The organism is Planctomycetota bacterium (genome assembly GCA_018242585.1).
Lineage (GTDB): Bacteria > Planctomycetota > Planctomycetia > Pirellulales > PNKZ01 > JAFEBQ01.
In genome coordinates this window covers 96657-120657 of record JAFEBQ010000032.1, presented here as the reverse complement: position 1 = coordinate 120657, position 24001 = coordinate 96657, and the positions used below count along the sequence as shown (strand labels likewise).

Annotated in this window: 21 protein-coding genes; 7 read left to right on the top strand and 14 right to left on the bottom strand. The window is 62.8% G+C overall.

Features of this window, described 5'->3' with window-relative positions; all coding sequences use genetic code 11:
• Positions 1 to 27: 27 nt before the first annotated feature.
• The 5 genes from JSS27_16295 to JSS27_16275 all read right to left on the bottom strand — a co-directional run bounded on the left by JSS27_16295 (position 28) and on the right by JSS27_16275 (position 5664).
• Complete coding sequence (locus JSS27_16295) at positions 28 to 771, bottom strand: hypothetical protein (protein MBS0210505.1); 744 nt, start codon at positions 769 to 771, stop codon at positions 28 to 30.
• 325 nt (positions 772 to 1096) lie between these two features.
• Positions 1097 to 2311 (bottom strand): glycosyltransferase, encoded by a 1215-nt coding sequence (locus JSS27_16290; protein MBS0210504.1) that lies wholly within the window; start codon positions 2309 to 2311, stop codon positions 1097 to 1099.
• The gene (locus JSS27_16285; GenBank protein ID MBS0210503.1) at positions 2308 to 3171 is read right to left on the bottom strand and encodes a polysaccharide deacetylase family protein; all 864 of its coding nucleotides are present in this window, start codon (positions 3169 to 3171) and stop codon (positions 2308 to 2310) included. Before JSS27_16285 ends, JSS27_16290 begins: the two co-directional genes overlap by 4 nt.
• Before the next feature lie 37 nt (positions 3172 to 3208).
• The gene (locus JSS27_16280; protein MBS0210502.1) at positions 3209 to 4444 is read right to left on the bottom strand and encodes a GNAT family N-acetyltransferase; all 1236 of its coding nucleotides are present in this window, start codon (positions 4442 to 4444) and stop codon (positions 3209 to 3211) included.
• A gap of 14 nt (positions 4445 to 4458) precedes the next feature.
• A complete protein-coding gene (locus tag JSS27_16275) occupies positions 4459 to 5664 on the bottom strand; it encodes a GNAT family N-acetyltransferase (protein MBS0210501.1) in 1206 nt (401 codons plus the stop codon).
• Positions 5665 to 6009: 345 nt separating this feature from the next.
• Here JSS27_16275 and JSS27_16270 point away from each other — a divergent pair, with 345 nt between their 5' ends.
• From JSS27_16270 to JSS27_16250, 5 genes are all read left to right on the top strand, one after another.
• On the top strand, positions 6010 to 7473 hold the full coding sequence (locus JSS27_16270; GenBank protein MBS0210500.1) for a hypothetical protein: 1464 nt from the start codon (positions 6010 to 6012) through the stop codon (positions 7471 to 7473).
• Positions 7474 to 7494: 21 nt separating this feature from the next.
• Entirely contained in the window at positions 7495 to 8664 is a 1170-nt protein-coding gene (locus JSS27_16265) for a glycosyltransferase (GenBank protein ID MBS0210499.1), read from the top strand.
• Positions 8661 to 9566, top strand: a complete 906-nt coding sequence (locus JSS27_16260; GenBank protein ID MBS0210498.1) for a WecB/TagA/CpsF family glycosyltransferase — start codon at positions 8661 to 8663, stop codon at positions 9564 to 9566. Before JSS27_16265 ends, JSS27_16260 begins: the two co-directional genes overlap by 4 nt.
• Positions 9567 to 9733: 167 nt before the next feature.
• Positions 9734 to 10600 carry a hypothetical protein gene (locus JSS27_16255; GenBank protein ID MBS0210497.1) on the top strand — a complete coding sequence of 289 codons (867 nt, stop codon included), beginning with the start codon at positions 9734 to 9736 and terminating at the stop codon, positions 10598 to 10600.
• 173 nt (positions 10601 to 10773) lie between these two features.
• Entirely contained in the window at positions 10774 to 11976 is a 1203-nt protein-coding gene (locus tag JSS27_16250; GenBank protein MBS0210496.1) for a hypothetical protein, read from the top strand.
• Positions 11977 to 12277: 301 nt separating this feature from the next.
• On the opposite strand, the gene JSS27_16245 is transcribed toward JSS27_16250, so the two are convergent.
• From JSS27_16245 to JSS27_16205, 9 genes are all read right to left on the bottom strand, one after another.
• The gene (locus JSS27_16245) at positions 12278 to 12637 is read right to left on the bottom strand and encodes a hypothetical protein (GenBank protein ID MBS0210495.1); all 360 of its coding nucleotides are present in this window, start codon (positions 12635 to 12637) and stop codon (positions 12278 to 12280) included.
• Positions 12638 to 13068: 431 nt separating this feature from the next.
• Complete coding sequence (locus JSS27_16240; protein MBS0210494.1) at positions 13069 to 13431, bottom strand: hypothetical protein; 363 nt, start codon at positions 13429 to 13431, stop codon at positions 13069 to 13071.
• Between the two features lie 266 nt (positions 13432 to 13697).
• Complete coding sequence (locus JSS27_16235) at positions 13698 to 14615, bottom strand: type II secretion system F family protein (GenBank protein ID MBS0210493.1); 918 nt, start codon at positions 14613 to 14615, stop codon at positions 13698 to 13700.
• Positions 14616 to 14663: 48 nt separating this feature from the next.
• Positions 14664 to 15584 carry a type II secretion system F family protein gene (locus JSS27_16230; protein ID MBS0210492.1) on the bottom strand — a complete coding sequence of 307 codons (921 nt, stop codon included), beginning with the start codon at positions 15582 to 15584 and terminating at the stop codon, positions 14664 to 14666.
• 66 nt (positions 15585 to 15650) lie between these two features.
• Positions 15651 to 16982 carry a CpaF family protein gene (locus tag JSS27_16225; GenBank protein MBS0210491.1) on the bottom strand — a complete coding sequence of 444 codons (1332 nt, stop codon included), beginning with the start codon at positions 16980 to 16982 and terminating at the stop codon, positions 15651 to 15653.
• An 89-nt stretch (positions 16983 to 17071) separates the two neighbouring features.
• Positions 17072 to 18337 (bottom strand): hypothetical protein, encoded by a 1266-nt coding sequence (locus tag JSS27_16220; protein MBS0210490.1) that lies wholly within the window; start codon positions 18335 to 18337, stop codon positions 17072 to 17074.
• Between the two features lie 120 nt (positions 18338 to 18457).
• Positions 18458 to 19582: a Flp pilus assembly protein CpaB gene (gene cpaB / locus JSS27_16215; protein MBS0210489.1), complete on the bottom strand. Its 1125-nt coding sequence runs from the start codon at positions 19580 to 19582 to the stop codon at positions 18458 to 18460.
• A gap of 78 nt (positions 19583 to 19660) precedes the next feature.
• Positions 19661 to 20095, bottom strand: a complete 435-nt coding sequence (locus tag JSS27_16210; GenBank protein MBS0210488.1) for a pilus assembly protein — start codon at positions 20093 to 20095, stop codon at positions 19661 to 19663.
• A gap of 21 nt (positions 20096 to 20116) precedes the next feature.
• Positions 20117 to 20665 (bottom strand): prepilin peptidase, encoded by a 549-nt coding sequence (locus JSS27_16205; GenBank protein ID MBS0210487.1) that lies wholly within the window; start codon positions 20663 to 20665, stop codon positions 20117 to 20119.
• A 353-nt stretch (positions 20666 to 21018) separates the two neighbouring features.
• Here JSS27_16205 and JSS27_16200 point away from each other — a divergent pair, with 353 nt between their 5' ends.
• Both JSS27_16200 and JSS27_16195 read left to right on the top strand, forming a co-directional pair.
• Positions 21019 to 22701 (top strand): hypothetical protein, encoded by a 1683-nt coding sequence (locus JSS27_16200; GenBank protein MBS0210486.1) that lies wholly within the window; start codon positions 21019 to 21021, stop codon positions 22699 to 22701.
• A 40-nt stretch (positions 22702 to 22741) separates the two neighbouring features.
• Positions 22742 to 23965, top strand: a complete 1224-nt coding sequence (locus JSS27_16195) for a hypothetical protein (protein ID MBS0210485.1) — start codon at positions 22742 to 22744, stop codon at positions 23963 to 23965.
• Positions 23966 to 24001 lie beyond the last annotated feature (36 nt).

Sequence of the window (24001 nt, the reverse complement as noted above, 5' to 3'; positions counted from 1 at the left end):
TCGCGGGACGTCTGACGCGGCGCGTGACTATTCTTCCGCCGCCGGCTCGTTAACGTCGCTCATTGTCCAGCGCACGCCGGTGCCAGTGCCGTCGCCGATGAATCGCAACCGGGCGACGCGATGATTCCGATTCAGGCTGTTGATCGTGTCGTGCAGACGGCGCTTCGAGTCCTGTTGTGGCTGTGGCGGCAATGGATCGTCGATCCGCACGGGCCAGCCTTCTTCTTCAAACGCGGCCAGGACCATCTCCTGGTTCGGCGCGGGGACTTTGAATTGCTTGATCAAAGCCGAGCCCAGCCGCAACTCTTGCAGTTCGGCATCCCAGTGAGGGGTGGCCAGCGGCGCTTTGACACGGGCATGCGGCTTGTCGGCGCGCTTCTTGCGCGGCGACTGCTCCTGCATCTCGGCGACGAACTCGACGCCCGCCTCGGTCAGGACGAAGCACGTGCGGCGCGTGAAGATCAAACCGCGCGAAGGATGAAAGTCGCGAGTCTCTTCCCCGGGCAACGTGACTTCGCGCGCATGTTGCACCAAACCCTTGCGCACCAGCCAGCGAAGATCGCTGCGGGTCATGTCGGCGGCCAGCAACTCGCCGATCTCGATGGCGAACTCCCAGGCGCCACCTTCCAAGTCGAGCCCATATTCATAGGCTCGCTGCAACCGACTCAGGCCGCGCAACAAGCGCGCGGACGAAACGTGTGACAATTTGCGATCGTCGCGCGATCGCTCGTTGGCACCGTGGTCGTCAGGTCGATTTGAAGGTCGAAACATTGCGCTCGAGCCGTCCTTGATATCCGCCAAACATTCCCGTTGCCCGAGGCGAAGTTCCTTTCGCGAGGCAGCAAGATAAAACAAAGGGGCAACATGGATTCATTTCCACGTCATGGGAATTATGAGAAGTTTGCGGCGAAAAACAAGAATATTCAGAATATTTAAGTCGCGACGAGACAACGACTTGCGAGTTTAGATAAGATAGAAAGGATAAATAAAACACGAAGCCTACTGGCAGACTTATTTGTCTGTATAACCCCCTATTACAGGGTATTAGAACCGGCATGGGAGGGCCTGATTGACCAGAAAGTGGCTGGACGGTTGGCTACCAACCCGCCGGTACGACGGCCTTGGACGCAGCAGCCGGGCGTGTTTTGGGCATGCGGCACTTGGCCAAATAGACGTCGCGAATCAGATTTTGATATCCCGCGACCATGCGATCGAGCGACCAGTGGTCAACGACGACGCTCCGACCCTGATGCCCCATTTGCGCCGCGCGCTTTCGATCGCTCAGCAAGGCGTAAACATGATCGGCCAGCCCGTCCAGGTCGCCAGCCGGGGCCATCAAGCCGTTGACGCCGTGCCGAACCGTTTCGGGAATCGACCCGACCTGGGTGGCGATTACGGGCTTGCCGCAAGCCATCGCCTCCAGGATCGACACCGGGTTCGCTTCCATGTGCGAGGTGAGGACCAGCGTGTCGCTCAACGCCAGCAACTCGGGCACGTCGGCTCGGGTTCCCAGGAATCGCACGGCCGAATCAAGGCAAAGCTGACGCGACAAGGCTTCCAATTCGCCGCGCCGTGGGCCGTCGCCGATCACCAGGAACCGGGCCTCGGGCAAGCGGCGGTGGACCTGGGCCGCGATGTTCAGGAACAATTCATGGTTCTTCTCGGGGCGCAGGGCGGCCACGATCGTCGCCACCGGCTCTTCGGCCGACAAGCCCAGCGAAGCGCGCAGCGTTTCGTTAGCCGGCAGCGGCCGAAACCGACCGGTGTCGACACCGTTGGGAATGACGAACACCCGACTGGCAGGGCAGCCTTCGTGCTCGGCCAGGTATTTCCCGTGTGGCACGGCACAGCCAATGAATCCGTCGGTCAACGGAGTGAGCAAGCGATTCATTTGCTCGACCCGGTCGGGTAGCCCCGTCGAGTGAAGTGCCGACAAGATCACGGGCACGCCGGCGCGCCACGCGGCCAGCCGGCCCCAGAACATTTTGTCGCCGCCGGTCCCCACGGTCACCACGGCATCGATCCGCCGCGCCCGCATCAGTTGCGTCAACCGCGGCAGCACGGCCACGTCGTACTTGTGTGACAACAATCCGGTGAACGCCGGGATCTCCTGCGCCAGCACCTCGCCCAAGGGGCCGAATTGCTTCAAACAGCAGAGTTCCGGCGCGAACCGCGAACGGTCCATCCGCCGCACCAGGTTCACCAACAGCGTTTCGGCGCCGCCGACCGGCATGCTGGTGATGACGAACATCACGCGCAAGGGGCCACGGTCATCGGGATGGGCCAAACGCGAGCGGCGAAAACCAATCATGCGGTCACCTCTTCCTGGAACGACTGGCGGACAAAGATGGGATCCTTGGCACGGCGGCGGCATTTGTTCGGGTCAACCGTCGTCCAGTTCTTCAAGCGCAACAAGTCGGGGTCGCCGTGAATCCGCCGCAAGTGATACGCATCGTCCCCTGGCCAGTTGTACGCGCCATAGGCCGAGCAAACCGCCTCGAAGCCGGCGTCATACGCCACCTGGAACGCCTGCTGACTCATGTTGGCCGGCATGCCAAAGGGGAAAGCAAAGTAGCGGACCTGTTGCCCCAGAATTGCTTCCAAGTCGTTCCGCGACCCGGCGATTTCGTCCTCCAACACTCGGGCGTCGGTGATCGAGCCCAAGCTCCGATGGTGCCGCGTGTGGGCGCCGACCTCGATGCCCGCCTGGGCCAGTTCGCGCAATTGCTTCGGAGTGTTCGGCGCCAAGGGCTCGCCGCGGGCCACGTCGTGCGGAAACGGCGTCTGATCGATCACGAACTGCGACGCGACAAAGTACGTGCAAGGAATCTGCTGCTCGATCAACAGCGGCAGCGCCACGCGGCAATTGTCGGCGTAGCCATCGTCGAACGTCACGTGAACGCAAGGGCGATCGTTCACTCCCGATGAAATGCGCGCCTGGGCCTCGGCTAGCGTGACCAGATCAAAATGCTCGCGCAACCAGCGCATCTGGGCCACGAACACTTCGGTCGGGCAGGTCCAACCATTCGGCGTCGTGTCAGCCACCCGATGATAGAACAGGATCATTACCGGCGCCTGGAACCGGGCCGAGTCGCGCGCGCTACGCCACGCGCGATACGGCAGCGTGCCGTGATAATAGGCGTTCAGAATCAACAGCTTCCACCAGGGCATGGGACTTGCGCTCCGCAAGGACGTGGCGACGACGGGGTTATTCTTCGGTCGGCGTTTCCGGCGTTGGCGACGATTCGTGATACTTGCGCCACTGACGGCGAACCGAGGCGCCCAGCAGCAGCACCCGCTGGCGAAGCCGGGCGATGGCGTGACGCCCAACCACGCGGACCTCGTTCAGGGGACAAGGCCGGGCCAGCCACGACGCCTTGTACGGCTCGTCGCCGCGCATGAAGTCAATGACCTCAAGCTGTTGATCGATCGCCGTCCGCACCGAAGCAATCGTGTTCAACCAGCCCGGCTTGTGCTTGCCGAGCGTCGGCTCAAAGCCGCTTTGATACAGGTACAACGTCCGGCCGGCGACCACGCCGTATTCGACGGCGGCGGGCTGGCCATCGAGTTCAACCCAGTGCAACCGCAACTGGCCGGCGGCCAGCAGCACTCGGGCCTGCTCGGTGTGGAATTGATCGAACTCGGTCGACGCAAAGCAGCCGCTCTCGCCCAAGCTGGTGCGGCGCTTCTGGTGCAGATCCTGAAACATCGGCCAGGCGGCGTCGAGTTCAGCTTCACTGGTGATGATTCGCGCCACAGCCCGGCCCGTGTCGAAATATTGCTTCTGCAGCTTCTTGACCCAGTCGCGCCGCCGCTTGGACAGCCCGGCCACGTACTCGGGCCAGGTCGGCGGCAGGGCGATCCGCCACGTGCTGTAAGGTTGGCTGACCAGGGACTGATGACCGGCCCGTTCGAGTGCTTGCCGCAGCAATTGAATGTTTTGGTCCGCGGCGGTCACGCCGTCGAGCACCAGCGCGTCCCAGTGGCTCCCCTGTTCGCTCGACAGACAGGCGGCGACGGCATCGACCACGGCGCTTTCGCAGCCGGGCACGGCCATCAACGTCAGATAGTCCGAGCAGACCTCGCCGGAGCCGAGCATCTGCAACACGCGACCGGCAATGGGTGTGGCTTGCAGAAACAAGGGCAACAAACCGACCAGTTCGCCGTGGCCATCGCGCACGGTGATCGTCCACGGGCGGCTGGCCGAACGAGAATAGTGACGCCACCAGCCGGTTTGCCAATCGAATTGTCGAAACGGCACATCGCCGGCCAAACGGTTCCAATCGTCGCGACTGACGACTTCGGCTGGATTGGCCTGGACTACCGTGGCACGCAAGGTTGTCATGTCGCGATTGATTGCCACCACAGCGGGCGCGGCAGTCAACGGAACGATGAAGCTCGCGCCGCTGGTTACTTCAGTTGGAATTGATTCGGTCGTCGACATTCGGCAACTCGCTTCTAGGAAGCCCCAACTGATCGTGGAATCTCAATCGTCTGGCTCAAGCTTACAATGTTCGGCGTGGACGCATTCGGCAAACGAGCCACCGGCAACGGCCCACGCATCCAGTCACGCAGGCTGTCACTCGCCGCCCAGACGCTGTGGCGCACGTGCGAAGCGAAGCTGCGAGGCAGCACCCACAATTGCAATGCCGCGCGCGGCTGCGCCCGCCAGTGGGCCTTGTATGGTTCATCACCACGCATCAAATCAAGCGTGCGCATCCCCTCGGCCAGCGCCAGTTGAATCAGCGCCGCCTGCAACACCCGGCCGGGCTCTCGTCGCAGTTCCGCCGGTTCGAGACCCGACTGATAGGCGTACGTCACGCCGTCGCCGAGCAGGTGATACTCGATGGCCACCGGTCGGCCGTCCCATTCGAGCCAGTGCAGCCGGGCGCGCCCTTCGGCGGCCAACAATTGCGCCGCTTCCAAGTGGAACGCCGCCACGTGTGATTGTGCAAAACAACCTGTTTCGCCCAGACTGGCTCGCCGGCGGTGATGCAGATCGAGCAGCATCGGCCAGGCTGCGGTCAGACTTTCGACGTTGCTAGCCGAGCGCATGACCGCGCGGCCCGAATGAATCGACCGCCGCAATACTTTGCGCAGTTGCTTGCGATGCGAAGTCGACACTTGATTTAGGTATTCGTCCCACGTGGCCGGCAGCTCAATGCGCCAGCAACTCAGGTCGGGATGCCCATAGACCAGCAGCTCGCGCGCCGCGAGTTCCTGGCCCAATCGACACATCATCGCGTCTTCGGCGTCGACCCCCTCCAGACTCAGTTGGTGCCAACTCGAAGGATCGTTTGCCACGTTGGCCCGCGCGACCAGGAAATCGGCGATCGCCACGGCAGCCTTAGCTTCCCAGCCCGGCCGACAGAGAACCGTTTGATAATCGGTGCAAACCTCGCCCGAGCCCAGCCAGCGCAACACTCGCCCTTGGCGCGGCGACTGTTCGAGATACAGGGGAGCGAGGGCCAACAACTGGTCGTCGTCATAGAGCGCCAAGACGTACAACTGGCGCTGGCAACGAGCCGTGGTCGCCCCCTGAAAGTGCCACCACCACGTTTGCAGCCAACGCCAACCGCGGAACGGTACGCCGCGCGTCAACTGCTCCCACTGGGGACGGATGGCCGTCAATTGATCTTCGGTGGTGAAAAGTTGGACGTTCATGGTCAGTGCGCGTGCGTTAGCGATGCGAGCCGCCCCTGGTCACCTCTTGCGCAATGTGTTTCGACGACGAACGAGCAAGTTCGCCGTCGCACACACCCCGCGCGCAGGGTGACCGCATGAACTCTAGGTTCCAGTTATCGTGAGCGCCGGCGCTGGGTGAGGCGATTCGCCACAGTGCCGCATCGACCTACACGGTTCCGCTGGTAACGAAGGTGCGAGTTGTAACGGCGTCCCCGGGTGGCGCACGTCGGTCGTCCGAATCACGGGCCAATTTGCCGCAAGTCATGGCCAAGAGCGGACTACGTTTACATAGCTGTCATTTCCGACTCCGCGGTAATCACGACGATGAACACTCCGGCGACGACGTTTCCGACTCCGACTGACTTTGCCCGCTTGTTCCTGCGCTATCCGGCGCGCTGGATCATCCCGCTGGTGCTTGTGGCCGCGGGGGGCGCGGCCTATGCGCTGCTGCGACCCGACACGTGGGAAGCGTCTCAGGCGCTCGTGGTGCGCAACGAAGCCAACGGCAACCTGAGCGAGCCCGGCAAGTTCCGCCACAGCGACGAGCTGAAGGCGATTCTGGAAACGGTGCTCGAAGTCTCGAAAACGCCGAACGTCGCCCGCGATACCCTGGTGGCCGTCGGCCCGCCCAGCGATCGCCAGGTGGCCGGCCCCTGGCCTAGCGAGCAGGAAGTCGCCGACTTCAGCGACACGATCAAGCTCGCGCCCCCCAAGGGGGCCGAGTACGGCAAAACCGAGATGTTCTATCTGAAGGTCCGCGACCGCGAGCGCCCGCGAGCGCTCAAGCTGACCGAAGTGCTTTGCAAAGAAATTGAAACACGCTTTGCCCAGTTGCGCGGCCAGCGGGCCGGCAGCCTGGTCGACGAACTTGAAGCGGGCGTGCAACTGGCCCAGACGGACCTGGCGGCCACGACCGTCAAGCTCAAACAACTCGAAGCGAGCGTCGGCAGCGATCTATCCGAGTTGCGCCACTTGCACCAGGGTGGCGGCGGCAGCGAAAGCGACCTGCGACGCCGCTCGCTCGAACTGGAAAACGAATTGCGCCAGGCCGTCATCATCGAAGCCAATCGCAAGGTGTTGCTGGCCGCGCTCGAAGAAGCCCAAACGGGCCGCGGCGGCTTGCAGACCATTCCCAACGGCCTGCTCGAAACGCAGCCAACGCTCAAGAAGCTGATCGAAGGTCTGATCGACGCCCAGGTGCGCACATCGCAGTTGCTGGGCACCATGTCGACCGAGCATCCGCTGGTTCGCGCCGCCAAAATCTCGGAACAAGAGATCAGCGACCATCTTCACGCGGAGTTGGCGACGGCCATTCGCGGCTTGCGCATCGACATCCAGTTGGCCCACGACCGGGTCGATTCGCTAAATGAGCAGCGTGACGAATCGCGTGAGCGGTTGGTGCGACTGGCCGGACTACGAGCCGAGTACACCAACCTGATCGCCGAAAGCGAACAGCGCAGCAAATACCTGAGCGAGATGGAACGGAAGCTGGTCGAAGCCAAAGCGGTCCAGGCCAGCACCGTGAAGACCAGCTTGATCAGCCGGGTCGACGGCCCCGAAACCGGTCCCAAGCCGGTCGGGCCCGGGCGAACCACGCTGTTGGCGGCGAGCCTGGCCGGCGGACTTGCCGTCGGCGTCGGCGTGCTGCTGCTCACCGCGCCCGCCGGGTTCGGCGCGCGACCTGCCAACCAAACCGTGATCGAATCAGCGTCGACCGAAACCAACGCCCCGGCCAAGCGGCTGTCGCTGAAACAAGCGCTGGCCCGCGTGACCCATCCCGCCGCCTAGACTTCGCACGACGGATTCACCATGACGACCACTCTGCCTATTGGCCAGGCGATCGATCAAGCGTCGGCCAGCGTTCACACCATCGCCACGCCGGTGCGTGTCTTGCACGTGATCAACGGCCAGCATTTCGCCGGCGCCGAGCGTGTGCAGGATTTGCTGGCCATGCGGCTGGGCGAGTTCGGCTTTGAGGTCGAGTTCGCTTGCTTGAAGCCTGATCAGTTCCCGCGCATGCGCCGCAGCCAGCAGAATGCGCTCCATTTGCTGCCCATGCGGGGCAAGTTCGACCTGCGTCCGGTACGCGACCTGGCCCGGCTGGCGCGCGAGCGGAACGCCGCGATCATCCACACCCACACGGCCCGTTCGGCCTTGCTGGGGGCGCTGGCCGCTCGGTGGGCCGGCGTTCCGCTGGTTCATCATGTCCATAGCCCCGCCGCCGCCGACACCACGCAGCGTTTGCGCAACTGGGCAAATGCCAAGGTCGAGACGTTCAGCGTCCGCCAAGCCAGCGAAGTGATCGCCGTTTCGGCGGCACTGGCCAATTATGTGGCCCAGCGCAAGCTGACTCGGGGAGCGGCACACGTGGTCTGCAATGGCGTGCCGTGCGTCGGCGACTTGACCGAGCGCGCGATACCTGGCCCGACTTGGACGGTGGGCGTGATGGCGTTGTTCCGTCCGCGCAAAGGCTTGGAAATGCTGCTCGACGCCGTCGCGGCCCGCGTGGCGACGGGGGACGACCTGCGAATTCACGCCGTCGGCGCTTTTGAAACCCCCGACTACGAAGCCGAAATCATGCGCCGCGTGGCGCGGCTGGGACTGGCGTCGCGGATCGAATGGCGCGGCTTCCGGCAAGACATCGCCGCCGAGTTGGCGATGATGGATCTGTTCGTGTTGCCCAGTTTGTTCGGTGAAGGGCTGCCGATGGTCATCCTGGAAGCGATGGCCGCAGGTGTCCCCGTCGTGGCCACCCGAGTGGCCGGCGCGCCCGAGGCCATTCGCGACGGCGTCGATGGCTTGCTGGCCGAGCCGGGTGATGCTGTCTCGCTGGCCGATTCGATCGGGCAGTTCGTGAACGGCAATTTCGATTGGCGGCAAGTTCGACAAAGCGCCCACCGCCGGCAAGCCGAGCGGTTCTCCGATCGCAGCATGGCGGCCGGCGTGGCCGCGGTCTATCGCGAGGTACTGGGAACATGAGTGTCGACCAGGTCGATGAACTGGTGTCCAAGGAACCGTCGGCGTCCGTGAAGTCGATCGATTGGCCGGCGGCGGAAGTTGCCATCGACGAGGAGGTCAATCAATCACAGGCCCAGGCTTCGAGCCAGGCGTACGAGATTTTGGGCGTGCGGCTGTTGGACGTCACCTTCGACGGGGCCGTGGCGTTGCTCGAATCGCTGCTAATCGACGAGCCGGGCGAGCCCATGACGCTGTACTCGGTGAACAGCCAGGCTTTGAATCTGGCCGCGCGCGATCTCGATTTTCGCCGCGTACTGAACGAAGGGGACTACGTCTTTGCCGAAGGGGCCGCGGTTCGCTGGGCGGCACGACTACAGGGCAAACGACTGCGGGCCAACTTGAACGGCGAAGAGTTGATTCCCGCCTTGCTCCATGCGACCGCCGACCAAGGCTATCGCTACTACATGCTCGGCGGCAGCCCCGAATCGGTTCGCCGCACGGCGCAATTGGCTACCCAGATGTTCCCCGGCTGGGAGCTGGCCGGCTTTCATCATGGCTACCTGCACGCCGGCAACCGTGCCGCGGCCTTGCGCGACATCAATCGTCATCGCCCGCATTTGTTGCTCGTCGGCATGGGGAGCCCCGTCCAGGAGCGTTGGATTCACGATCACCGCGATTTGCTCGACACGCGAGTTTGCGCCGCGGTGGGAACGATGTTCGGCTATCGCGCCGGCGAAAAGCCATGTGGCGACACCTGGATTCGCCGCGCCGGCTATGGATCGCTGCCAGCCTTCGTGCAACAGCCCGAGAAGCTGCGGCGGCAGATCGCCTCGAACTCGGCGTTGTTAAGCCGAATTGCTTGGGCTCATTGCGTGGCCAAGTGTCGTCGGCGGTTCTCGCGCCGCGGCCACTCGCGCGGCTAGTCGTCACCAGCGCGCCATACGAGGGCAGGGGAGCGCTTCCCCGACGCGTCACCTCGCTTTCACCAGCGCTTCGGTAGACCTTCACACGATGTGGTCGGCATGCTATCGGCATCCCCTGCGCCTCGTTTTGGGCCAGCGCGGGACAACTGCCACAGGATGCCGGCACGATGGTTCGCTTGCGCCGATTAGGCCCGGGCTGGGTTCGCGACCTACCCGACACGCGCGATTTTCGCCCCGACAGCGACGCTCTGCGCTCGCTGTTTGGCGCGTTGCCTCGATCGCGTTCCGCGCGCACCGCTCGCCCGTCGAAAGTTGATTGGCGCGAATACCTGATCGAGCCGAACGAGTCGCTGGCGCTGCCCGCCTGTCTGTCACCGGCGCGGGCGTGTGTCGCCATGGCCCAATACTTCGAGCGCCGGGCCAGCGGGCAGTTGATCGATCTTTCCCCCTGGTTTCTGCAGGCGGTCACTCAACGGGTCACGGGGCGACCGCTCGATGAACCAGCAGGCTTGCGCGACACGCTGAAGAGTTTGTCGCGGTTTGGCGCGCCACCGGCCGAACTGTGGAAAACCGCGGAAAACAGCCCGTTTTCTGCAATAAATGACCCGGTTTTGTTCGGTTATGCGCGCGAGTGGCGCGAGCTGCGCTACGTGCGACTTGACGCCCCCGAAGCTACCGGCGCGTTGTCGCTGCGCGTGGTCAAAGCGTTTCTCGCCGCGGGTTTCGTGGCCGTATTTGGCGGCGTGCTCCCCGAGTTATTGGCCGCCAACGGCGAGATCGGCTTTCCGACGCGACACGAAGCGGCCACGTCGGCTCAAGCGCTGTTGGTGGTGGGCTACGACGATCAACATCGTTGGCGTTCACACCGCGGAGCGCTGCGCGTGCGCGCGTTCTTTGACTCGGACTGGGGTGAAGCGGGCTGCGGCTGGCTGCCTTATCGCTATGTCGAAGAGCGCCTGGCCGGCGACTTCTGGACGTTGGCGCGCCCTGACTGGTTCGCGAGCGGCGAGTTTCAATCGTTGCCGCGTGAATGACGAGCTTTACCGGTTATTCGCATTCACCAGCGCGCCACCTGGCCGCCACCAGGGCTTGTGTATCGCGCCCCCGAGGCGTTCGCGAAAGTGGCGAATGTCGTCGCGACCAGATGGTGGCACACCATCGGATCGCGCGCGACGAGCCCACCCGACTACCCCGTGGAGAGACCATCATGAGATTGCTTTTGCGGCGCCTGTGGCGCGAACAGTTTGGATTCCTGGCTGCGAGCGAGTTGGTGCTGGCCGGCTCGATGGTCGTCGTCGGCGGCGTCGTCGGCTGGACGGCCTTGCGCGACACGGTCGTCGAAGAGATGGCCGACATCAGCACCGCCATCGGTAACTTGGACCAAAGCTACGCCTATAGCGGCGTGGTCGGTCACAGCTCGTTCACCGCCGGCAGTTCGTTCATCGATCGCGCCGACTCGGTCGATCGTGGCCTGGTGGCGCACGCGCCGGGCAAGATTCTGGTCTGTGCCGATGTGTTCGGCAGCACGCCGATGGCGCAAGCTCCCGCGGTCGCGCCACCCACTCCGCCTGTTCTACCGCCACCAGCAGTCGTTCCACAGCCAGAAGTGGCTGCCGCGCCGCCAGTCGTTATTCCCGCGCCGGCTCCAGTCGCGACCGCGACGGTGACGGCAACGGCGGTTCAGACCTCGCAGCCTTGCGTCACGGTCACAACCAAGTCCGGCGTGATTACCGTGACGGTTTCCACGACGGCCACGATTGTGCCTCCCGCGGCACCATGCCCACCGCCGGCTCCTCCATGCCCGCCTCCGGCTGTCGCGCCGGTCTGCCCGCCGGTCGTTCCGAACTGTGCCGCGTTGCGGGGACTGATCGCAGCCAATTCGGGTTGTGTCCATGCCCCAGGCTTTGGGTACGGCTGTCTGCATTGCCTCGGCGGGGGGCTGCCCGAAGGATACAACGCTGGCCCGCGCGTGATGTTCACGCCTCCGCCAATTCACCCGGCACCAGCGGTCGTGGTGCGCGCCCAACAGGCCCAAGGGATCGATATGCGGTTCAACGTGGTCGGCAACGAGCAACTCAAGCAGTTGTCAACGATGCCGGGGGTGCGCGTGTTGCAGATTGCCGGCAGCGGCGTGACCGACGCCGGGTTGATCTACCTGAAAAAGCTCGGCGAGTTGGAAGAGCTGCACCTGGTCGGCAGCGAGATCACCGACGCCGGACTGGCCGAGTTGGCCGAGATTGGCACGCTGAAGCGGTTGTTCATCGTCAGCGGTGGCATCTCGGACAAGGGAGTCGACGCGCTCCTAAAAATGAAAAACTTGCAGATGTTGTCGCTTCCCTGGGCGCAAATCTCGGCCGAGGGTTGGGCCAGGCTCGAAAAGGGACTACCCCACCTGACCGTGATCCGTTGAACCAAAGACAGTCGGGCCGCGTGTCACGGGTGTCACCAACGAGGACAACAGCTTCATTCATCAATAGATTCAGCGGAAGAAAAACTTCTCTCTCCTTCGACCGCCGATTCGATGACGTGAAATGTCGCCCCTCGCACCCGTGGCCGGGCTCGACTTAGGGATCAGCAAGTCTTGCCTGGCAAAGAGTCACGGTGGAAAAACAAAGAAAGCCAGGTTCGAGGCATGCTCGAACCTGGCTTTTCATTTGGCTGTGGGTCTGCATCATGCGACCCAACAATCCGGTCGATCGACCAAGTAACGACTACGGCGAGGTACTGCCGTCGAAATTGGCCGCGCCGGGGATATGCACGCTGACGCACAGTTGCACACACTTCGACTGCTGGAAGTTGGTCGTGGTGACCGAACTATCGCAGAAGTCCGGCAAGTCGACGAACTGACCGCCAGCAGTAACGGCGCAGTGGCCGAAGGTACCGCTGATCGAGTAGCTCTGGTCCAAGTTGGCAATGGCCTGAGCCACGTCAGCCAATTCGGTGACCACCGCTTCGCGGACGGCGCCGAAACCAGCGATCACGCCGAGCACCGCAATGCTCGCGTACAAGACGGCCTCCGCCGACAACAAGAAACCTTCCTGTTCACTCCACAGACGCTGAACAACCTTCATTTTCTCTCTCCAAAAAATGAAGCACTAACGAGATTTCGCGCTGCCCACGCTGGACTGCGCTTCAAATTGTGTTGACGCATGCTGCGTCGGCTCGCGATCGTCCTCCGGTAAGCTTTGGGGGAAATACCAGCCAGCCGAGCGAGGGCAGCCAAGAAAGTCACCACACTCTCAAAGCCACTCATTCACTCAACACATCCGATACTATTTAGTCGATTTATTCGTGTCAAGCTATTTTATCTATTTAAATCATCTATTTTATTTATTCATCCAGATCGTTTTCTTTGGAACACCTCGACTGGAAACGAAAAAGGGCGGCCCACCCATAGGTTGGCCGCCCTTTTTCTTTGTCTTGTCGGCTCGATCGCAGGCCCGATTCTTCACCGGTTCTGCGGTCGAGCCGTTCGTTGATGGCTCGATAAAAAGCCTGTGTTTTACGGGCTATTTGCTCCGTCGGTGTTCGCGCCCAATGGGTGGACGAACCCTCCTACAACCACGCACTTGGATTGCTGGACATTGGTGCCAGTGGCGTTCGACCGGTCACAGAAGTCGGCTCGGTCGATGAACTCGCTCCCGGCCGAGGCGGTCGCGTGACCTGCCACTCCGCTGAACCCAAAGCTCTGATTCAGGTTGGCAATCGCCTGGGCGACGTCGGCCATTTCGGTCACGATAGCGTCGCGAATCGAGGTCACACCGACACAAACACCAATGACCAAAACAGTTAGGATGATGATCAATTCGGCCGAAATGATGGCGGCGTCGGTCTCAATACACAGGTTCGAAAGGCAGCGAGACATATTCTTGGGCTCTCCGGTGAAGAATCATCACAGTTCTTCACACTAATCAAATTACCCATTTTATCAAGTTCTTTACATCGGGTTTTCTCGATAGTGGTAAACATCAGCAGGGGCAGGAGTTAAAGCGGCAACCGCCTGATCCGGTTGCTGGCTAAAGGTGTCCCTATCGGGAGCCACCGAAAAGCAAACAGGGAGTTCGGACCTGGTGCCCGAACTCCCTGTGAGTTGGCTCGTTTTTTCGACGGGCAGCGCCGATCCAAGCGACGCTAGTTCGTTACGTTAAACGTGCGGAAGAAGTTCCGCAGTTCAAGGATGGCCGGGCCCCACAATATGATCATCGCTGCGGGGGCCAAACAAAGCACCATCGGAAACAACAGCTTGATACCGGCCTTGTTGGCGCGCTCGTCGGCGTTTTGGCGATGCATCAAGCGGACGCCGTCGGCGTATTCGCGCACCGCGGCCACCATGTTCGTGCCCAGCCGTTCGCTCTGCGAAACCAGCCCCGCCATCGAAACCACCTCGGGCGTGTCGATGCGCTTGGCAAAGTTCTCGAACGCGCGTCCCATCGTATTCATGTCAGCGTGACGGCGCACGATTTCAAGCTCGACCGCCATGTCGGGATGGGCGAACACCACTTCGCGCGAAACGTGCCCCAGCGCGTCGTTGAATGCTAGACCGCCCGTCATACACATGGTCAACATATCAAACGCGTCGGGCATGCTGCGCTGGATCATGTGCAACCGCCGCTTGGCCTGCATCCGCAAGACAATCCACGGCAAGACATAGACCAACGCGCTGATCGCCATCCCCCAGATCAAGATTGGCGCCGTCAAGTCGCGGCGCTCGGGACCGACCATTACGGCATAGATACCGGTCATGACAATGCAAAAGATCGCCAAGGCGTTACGCAGCGCCAGGAATTCGCTGCGAGCGGTTGGCTTGTAGTAGCCAGCGCGCTGCAAGTCGCGGGTCAGATCGTCAGTCGAGCCCATCAGCGACGGAAGTTGGGACGCCAAAGCCTCGGTCCATTCACCAAACAACGGGCCGCGAGTCGGAGCCTCGCTAGCTTCATTGGCGATTTGTTCCTGGATCCCGCCGCGCCAGCCGCGCACCAGCGATCGCAGAAAGAAGACCAGGCCCACGATTCCGAAGAACGCCGCCAGGGTCACAAGTTCGATTAACATGCTCGTCGGCTCCCCGCGTCAAGCGCGGTCGTATCAGCAAGAGTCAGTTTAGTAGTCGTTGCGCAGCAGCCCGGCCACCCAGACCAGCCCCACGAATTGCAGCACGCAGGCCAGCCCCAATAGCAACTGCCCGCCCGGCACCACAAAGAATTGCCCGACATACTCGGGCTCGAACATCATCATGTACGTGAACACGGTCGGGCCGGCTAGCGAAACGACCAGGGTGGCGATTCTGCTGGCGCCGGTGGCCGCCATGAACTGTCGCTGGTAGCTGATGCGGTCGCGAATGACGCCGGCTAGACGATCGAGCGTGATGGCCAGATTACCACCGCTGCGACGTTGCACGTTGAACGTGGCGGCCAGAATTCGCACCTCGGTCAACGGCGCGCGAGCGATCAAGGCCCGCATGGTCGCCGGCAGCGACAAGCCCATGTCGAGTTGTCGGGCACAGCGGCGAAACTCAATTCCCAGTGGGACCGGCATCGACACGCCCACCTGGCCGATCGCCTGATCCAGCGTCTCGCCGGCGCGCACGGCCCGCGACATCAGGTCCATCACCTCGGGCAACTGAGCGCGAATGGCCGCCAAGCGCCGGCCACGACGGAACGTGAAGAACGCCACCGGCGCGGCCAGTCCGACCAGCGATGCCATCACCGCTTCGAGGATGTCGTCGCGGGCGACGAATACCGTCCCCCCCACGGCCAGGCCGCAAAGGATAATTAACAGAAACGCCGGTTCGGCGGTAATGTCGAGCCCGGTCTGGTAGACCAAACGACGAAACCGCCAGTCGATCCGATCGGTGAACTGACCTTTGAACGCGTCAGCCACCGGCGGCGGCAACAGGCGAATGCTTTCTTCCACAGCGGCGCCGCTGTTGCCGGCCGCGTTCAGGTCGCGCACCATTAGCACCACCGTGGCGCCGACCAGCACCACCAGCAAGCTCGCGTACAGCAGCAGTGTCGTATCCATGATGTCTCATTCCCTCTGGGCTCAAGCTGTCGGCCATTGCTGGTCGCGGCAGCCGGAGGTTTCAGCTTAGTTTCCGGCCGACCGCGGCGTGCCAACGGCCAGGCGGCGTTTGACAAACAGTTCGGCGGGCAGATTGCCACCGGCCGCTTGAATCCGCGTCAGGCACTTGGGCTGGTAACCGGTGAAGAAGAACTCGCCGACCGCCACGCCATTGGCGTCGACGCCGGTCTGCTCAAATCCGCATACGTCTTCGATCTCGAACTGGCCGTTGCGAACCCCGAGGATTTCCGACACCTGCATGATCCGGCGCGGGCCACCCTTCAAGCGCGATGCATGCACCACCAGCGTGATACCCGAGGCGATGTACTGTCGCACGACGTCGATCGGCAGTTCAAAGCCCGTCATGGCCGACATCATCTCCAAGCGAGTCAGGGCGTCGCGCGTGGTGTTGGCGTGGATTGTGGTCAGCGAACCTTCGTGACCGGTGTTCATGGCTTGCAACATGTCCCACACTTCGGCGCCGCGGACTTCGCCCACGACAATGCGGTCGGGCCGCATACGCAAGCTGTTTCGCACCAGATCGCGTTGCGTGACCTGGCCCAGTCCCTCGGTGTTGGGCATGCGCGTTTCCATGCGTACCCGGTGCTTGTGTTGCAGAATCAGTTCGGCCGAGTCCTCGATGGTGATGATCCGCTCTTCGGCCGGGATGAACCGGCTCAGAACATTCAACAGCGTCGTCTTACCGGCGCCGGTGCCCCCCGAGATCAACATGCTCACCCGGGCGTCGACCGCGGCCCGCAAGAACTTGACCATGTCGGGCAAAATCGATTGCTTGGCCAGCAAGTCGTCGATTGTCAACGGGTGATGGCCGAAACGACGAATCGACAGGGTCGGGCCTTCCAGCGACAACGGCGGAATCACGGCGTTCACACGGCTGCCGTCGGCCAGACGGGCATCGACCATCGGGTTCGACTCGTCAATGCGCCGGCCCAGCTTGGCGACGATCCGCTGCATGATCCGCAACAGGTGCGCGTCGTCGGCAAACACAATGTCGGTCTGCTCCAGCCGGCCGTTCCGTTCGACGTACACCGCCCCGGGACCGTTGACCAGAATATCGGAGACGGTCTCGTCGGCCATCAGCCGCTCCAAGGGACCGAGGCCGAAGATTTCGTCCATCAGCTCGTTGACCAGGCGTTCGTGGTCGACGCCGCGCAGCTCCTTGCGCGAGTCGCAGGCCGCCTTGGCCATGCCATGCACTTCGTTGCGCAGCACCTTGACGTCGATCTTGCCCACGCGCGACAAGTCGAACGACTCGACCAACTGTTCATGAATTCGGGCTTTGACGCGCTGGAATTCATGCTCGGCGTTCAAGGCTTCGCTCGCCGGTGTCGCAGTCATGTTGATCATGATCGGTTCCTCGGGTTCGTTACTCGTCGCGTTCGTCTGCTTCGTCGGTCGGCCCCACGCGGTGGCGCCGGCCGCCAGGGTTATCGAGACAACATCAACTTGGCCAACCAGGGGTTGGCCGGGTATCCAGGAGCCGCCAACGCGCTGCTCGTGGCCAGCGGCGTCGGTTGCAAAGTCACCAACAAGCGGGGAGGCTGCGACACGGTGTCGAGTTCCACATCGACCACCGTGGCCGCCATGAAATCGACCAACGTCACTTGCGAGGCCACGGCGCCGGTGGCTGAGGTGGCCAACTGGGCCAACGGCCACGCCCGCGGCTGACCGCGCACGCTTAGCAACAAGCTAGTCAACTCCGCCGGCACAAAGTTGTAGACCGGGGCGGGGCAGCCTCCCGTCGGGATCAGCAGCGCGCCTTGCCAGGCACGCAGATCGCGAGCCGTCAGGCCTTGGCTGACTTGTCGACTCAATTCGGTGTCGTTGCCCTGCGCGTCGTCACTGAGCGCCAGTCGGCACAGCGTGGCTGGCGTCGCGTTCGGGTCGGCGCTCATGGCCGCCGCGTTCAAATAGGCCGAGACGGTGATCTCGGCCACGCCGTCGCCGCCGAGAAGGACCTGGGAATGTCGAACGTCGACGGTAAAGCGATCCGTCACCGACTGGTTGCTGGTGGCCATGTTCCAGGCCGAGCGATCCACGACCAGCGGCATCACTGGGCAGGTAGCCACCCCTTTGGGACGGAAGCCGTAGACGCGTCGATCGATCGTGGCCTGGGCATGGGCGCTGACGTCGGCGGTCATCACGCCGGCCATCTGGCCCAGCCGCACCCCCAACGGGTTGCCGCGGCCATGGTTGCGGTGAGCCACGATGCGAATCGTGTTCACATCGCCGGTCCCTTGCCAAGGCTGCATCGGCGCGCCGACTTGTGTCGGTTCGGCAATCAGGCCGGCAACCACATCGCCGGTCGGCAGATTCTTGGGGTTGTCCAGCAGCGCGATGCGTTGACCAGCGCCATGATGAAACGTGGCAATCGACAGCGCCGCTTGCCGCGCGTTGAGAATCGCTTGCGAACGATCGCTGCCCCCCAGCGGGTTGGCCAACTGTGCCGCGCCGGCCAAAGCGGCTGACTCGCACGCGGTCTGTAGTTCGCTATGCGTATGCCGCAGCCAGGCCACGTTCCACGCCACGGCCGCGAACATCAACACCACCACCAACACGACGATCATCGCAATCGTGACGTTGCCGCGGCGGCTGGCGGCCCGGACCTTGGCGTCGCAAGGGCGCGCTGGACCGGCGCTCGCTCGCCGAGGCAGGCGCGAACCGCTCGTCTTGATGATCGATTGGCGATACATGTTCGTCAGGGGCTGGGTTTGCAGGCGGGATGGCAGGCAGGTCGTTTGTGCAACGAGCCCAGGGGTAGGTGGCCCCAGGGCTCGTTAACAGGGTTCACTGAGCACTGAAGCGTGTGGCGGTTAGTTGCCGTAGCCAGGCGGGTAGGAAGGGGTGCCCGGGTAACCCACCGGATACTGCGTGGTTCCGTAGGGGAATCCGCCACCATAGCCGCCCCCCATGCCGTTCGTCGGCCGGAAGCGGGACCAATTCCAGTTGTTCATGTTGTTCGAGCTCGAATCGTTGTTGTTCGGCTTGGCGTCGTTGGCCTTGGGATCGGCAATGGTGGCCTTCGAGGCGTCGGCCGGCACGCCGCCAAACCGCTCTTCGACGAGCTGGCTGTCTTCAAAGATCAGCGTCTGGCGTCCGCCGCCACGATAGATCTCGGTTGTCAACGGCTCCGGCGGCGCCTTGATGCCGAGCATCTGCTCCAGCGTGGTCGGCTCGATGGCGTGGGCCGGCGGCTGGCTGGTCGAACTCATCATCAAGTACAAGTCACCGTGCCCCATCGCGGTTCGCAGCATGTGAGCCTGTTCGGGCGTCACGGCCAGCGTCACCGAACGGAAGGCGTTCGTATTTGGCATCTGGTTGGCCATTCGCACGTCAACCGCGCCGTTCGGATTGCGGCTGGTCGGCTCGTTGCGATTGATGGCAATGATCTCGGCCGCCTGCACCAAGGTGACCGTGGCTTCGGGGATCGGCAGCTTGCGCTTGGCCCGATCGCCGTCAACCGGCTTGACGCGGAACAGCACATCGACAATCGAACCCACGGCGGTCGACGCGCCGACCGAGCTTAGATCGTCGATCGGAATCGTGATTGCCCGCAGGCCCGGCTTGAGCTTCTTGGACAGATCGGGACCGGTTCCATCGGGATAGAAGTTCGTGGTCAGGAAGGGCTCGCCCGGCTTCAAGCCTTCACGAATCGTGCGGCCGACGATCTGCTCGGCACTGATCATCAACGTCTCGAGTGGCAGCTTGCGCTGCAACATCATTTCCTGGGTCATCGGCACCAGGGCGATGTCGCTGAGTGCGACCTTGCGTCCCTCGGGCAGCAGATTGTTCGCCAAGGGGACATTCACGGTTCGCGGCGGCTCTTTGGCCGGCGGCGCTTCGCGCACCAGCGCGGCGCGCAGGGCGTAGGCCCCCACAAGCCCGAACAGGACGGCAAAAATGCCGACGGTCATCGTACCGGTGTTGAATCGACCCATGATTAAAACCCTTGTTGCCGAGCGGTTTTCGCCCAGTCAGAACCTTGATCTAAACGGTTAGTTGTTCGCCGCGTACGCTCACTCTTTTCGCATCACCGCTTCGGCGGCGATCTCGGCCTGGCCAAAGCCCAGGCCAAACATGCTCAACAGATCGGGTGCCGCCGCTCGCATGGGCACCGCCACGCGAACCGCCACCAGATCGCCGCTAAACTGTCCGCCGCGAATCAGCACTTGGGCATTCTGCACCAGCGACTGCTTGCGCAACGCCAACTGGGCCGCCTCGGTGACCGCCGCGGGATTGTTTCCACAAAAGGTCGCCACTCGACAGGCCGAGCGCGCCGACTCCTGGACGTGTTGCCGGGCGATCCACAACATGCTGAACTCGACCAGCCCCAACAACAGCGCCAACACGATCGGCAACACCAGCAGCAACTCCATCGTCACCACCGCGCCCAAACGGCGCCGGCGACGATTGGCTCGCAGCTTCTCAACCTTCACGTCTTGGTTTTTCATCAATCCCATCTCGCTCATCCGCTATTTCGTCACGTGAGCAAAGATCACCAACTGCGCGGCCAGTACGGCCCAAGTGGCCAGCGCCACCGGCACGCCGTACGGCAACAGGCGGCGGCGAGTCTTCATCGCCACGCGCGCTTCATCACTTGTTTTGGCACTGCCGTCGATCGGCGTCAGGTAACGACGCCGCACAAAGCCCATCCCGCGCCCGATCATTTGCGACGCCAGGCTGAGCATGGCGAACACCATCACCAGGCAGGTGCTGATGACGAACACGTACATGGTTCCCTTCCAACCGAGCCACGCGCCGAGGGCGCCCATCAACTTGACGTCGCCAGCGCCACCACCGCCGATCAGCCACAGCCCGAGCAAAATCCCAAACCCAACCGCAAAGCCGCCCAGCGACCAGAGCAACGCCTGCCACGCGCCGCCAAGGCCGCCGTGATAGGCGCCCAATGCGGTGTGAAAGACCAGTCCGGTGGCAAAACACGGAACTGTCAGCCAGTTGGGCAATCGCTTGGTGCGAAAGTCCGTCACGGCCGCCACAGCGGTAAACGCAACGACAATCACAGTAAGGATTAATGTTTCGGTGTTCACAGTTACCTACCGTGTGGCTATCGTTCGACTTATTCTACGCAGACTATCCATATTAGCTCGCCGTTACGCAAAGTCGCTTTGGGTCAGCCCGAAATCGCTGGGGTGTCCTCGGCTGTCAGGGGCCGGTTCTGCCGGTGGTAACGGTTGAGCCGCTCAGGCCAGTCAGGCCCTGATTCCTCCGCAATGCCCGAAACGAGTCACGTTGGACAGACCTGCTTTTTCGACCCACAGTTCCCCAGTGGAAATTGCGCGCGGCTGGCGCTGGAATTCTGTGCGTCGCGCGCCCTGACCTATCTCTACGTCACGATCGACACGAGCACTCTGCCATGGCGACCGATCCTCAGGTATTGGACGATTCCTTGACCGCGCCGGCCGAGCCGGTATTGCGCCCGGTGCTCAGCGTGAGCTGTGCGTTGCGACTGCGCCATCTGGTGGCGACGGCGGCGTTCTGTGCGCTGTTCCTGGGCGTTAACCATTTGCCGCTGCGCAATACCGACCTGTGGGGCCATGTCAGCATCGGCCGTTGGATCGTTGAACATGGCACGCTTCCCACTCAGGATCCCGTGCAGCCGCTGGCCGAAGGCATGCGCTATGTCGACTCTTGGTGGGTCTCGCAAGTGTTGCTGGCCAAGTTGGAACAGCTTGCCGGCCCCGAAGGCTTGTGCGCGCTGTTCGCCGTCACGGTGCTGCTGACTTATATCTTGCTGACGCGTTCGTTCTTCCTGCTGTCGGGCCGGCTGTCGGTCGCCATGTTTGGCGCGCTGCTGACCCTGACGGTCGGTTGGAGCCGACTAACAACGCTGCGTCCGGAAGTTTTCTCGTTGCTCTGCCTGGCGGTGTTGCTGTGGATGCTGGCGCGCCAGGCACATGATTGTGGCGGACAGCTCACCCTGCGCGGGCCCAGCCGACTGCTGTGGATTGCGACGCCGCTGCTGATGACTGTCTGGTCCGGGCTGCACGGCACGTTTGTTTGCGGCGTGTTGTTCGTCGGCCTGATCGCCGCCGGCAAGTTTATCGAGGTGGCTTGGCGGAACTGGTCGTTCAAGGCCGCTTTCGCCGACCGGCCGACGCAGCAATGGATCCTGTTCGCCGAAGTGGTGGCGGCCGCGTCGCTGGTCAATCCTTATGGCATGAACCTGTGGCTGGAAGTCGCCGCGTTCGACAAAAATCCGGTCGTCCAGGCGATTAGCGAGTGGCAGCCGCTGTCGTGGCGCGGCACCGGCGGATACGAGTTTGCCGTTGGCGCCGTGGTGCTGGTGTTCGTCCTGCGGTTGAGCAAGCGGTCATTTCACGTTTATGACGGGTTGCTGTTGGCGCTGTTCACCTGGCAAGCCCTCTCGCATCATCGCTTTCTGGGCTGGCTCGCGCCGGCCCTGGCTTGGATCCTCACGCCCCATCTGACCGATCTAGCCGATCGCTGGTTCCCGCGCAAGCTCGAACCCGAGGTCAGCCCCGCCGAGTTCGACGCGGGCAAGCTGCCGGCCGGCCGGTCGTGGCGCTATTTGATGGTGGCCGTGATGTTGGTCTGGGTGACGTTTGTCTTCTCGGGCCTGAGCCGGCCGCTGATGGGGGGCACGCCGCGCGGCAAGGACTCGCTCTACAGCGACATGACTCCGTGGCGCGTCACCGAGTACCTGCGCCAACACCCGCCCAAAGGTCAGATTTACAACCCGCAGTGGTGGGGCGACTGGCTCGTCTGGGACGGGCCTGCCAATCTGCGCGTGTTTGCCACGACCAATCTGCACGTTCTTCCTCGCCAGGTCTGGGCCGACCACCAGCGCGTGAGCATGGTCGAGGCCGGCTGGGAAGGGGTGTTCGATCGTTACAACATCGAAACCGCAGTGATCGACAAAAAGGTCCAACCAGTGATGATCCGCATCATGCGCCGCAGTCCCGAGTGGACTCCGCGCTACGAAGACGATCAGGCCATTGTCTTTACCCGCAACCCGCGCAATCCTCCCGAGCCGACCGCGCCTGTGCCGAGCCAGCAAGCCGGCCTGGGCCAATAGTCGCGCCGCCGATCAACGACCATTAACCGAGTAACCGCTGATGACTCCCATGAATCCAAACCTGAATCAAACCGGCCGCTGGGCGGGCTTTGTCGCGTTGCAAGTTCTGGTGCTGGGCGCCGGCGTGACCTGGGCCTCGTATAGCGCTCTGAAGCTGAGCGCCTGGCACGCGCTTCCCAAGCTGCTGTCCGAGCCGCGGCTGGTCGCGCCGCCGCATGATTATTCGGTGGTGGTGACCGACGAGCAGTTGGAACGCGTGCTTCGCAAGCTCGGCCCGCACAACCTGGGGCCCAAGACCAAGCTCAATCACATCGACCACGCATTGCGATTCTGGGGCATCCCCGCGAAGTTTACGGACAAGTCGCTGTTCTCGGGCGAAGAACTGCGCGACGTGTTGACCGACACGCGAAAGTTCAAGGCCCTGTACGGCGACCAGGTTCCGGCCCTGCTGATTGATTTCGAGCGCGGCGTCCGCGTCCGTACCCAGGAAGGGCACCAAACGTCGAGCCACGTCGATCACACCCTGACCGGTCTGGCCGAGGTCGGCACGCCGCTCGACTTCCCCCTGGTCACGCCACTGCGCCAAACGACCTATCGCGCCATGCTCGAACAGACGCTGCGCGACTTCAGCCTGAATCAACTCGAATACGAATGGTCGGCCTTGGCATTCACGCTGTTCTTCGCGCCGGGCGCGCATTACGTGACCAGCGAAGGGCAGGAGATCACCTTCGACATGCTGGCTCGTCGGATCATGCGGCAAGAAATGCCGCAGGGCGTCTGCTTCGCGAACCATCGCTTGTACACGCTGACCTGCATGCTGCGAATTCATGATGAGCAGACGCCGCTGTTCAGCGAGCAGGTCCGCGGCGAAGTTCACGATTACCTGTTCCGCATCACGCAACTGCTTGTTGCCTCGCAAAGCACGGAAGGGTACTGGGACGGCAACTGGCCGACCGTGCGCAAGAAGACCACCGATGCCGGCCGCACCAGCGGCGACACGGTGGCCGATCGGATCCTGGCCACGGGCCACGCCCTGGAATGGTGGGCGATGGCCCCCGAGTCGCTGCACCCGCCGCGTGGCGTGTTAGCCGCGGCCGGGCAATGGATGGTCAAGACGATTGACGAGTTGACGCCGGAAAAGACCGAAGAGTACTTCACGTACCTGTCGCACGCCGGGCGTTCGCTGTCGATCTGGCGCGGCAAATGGCCGTGGCAAGTCGTCAACGCCAATCTCGACGCGGCCAAGAGCGCGCCGGCGAAGTAACGCGATCACTGCGGCATGTTTTTCCGTCGACTTACG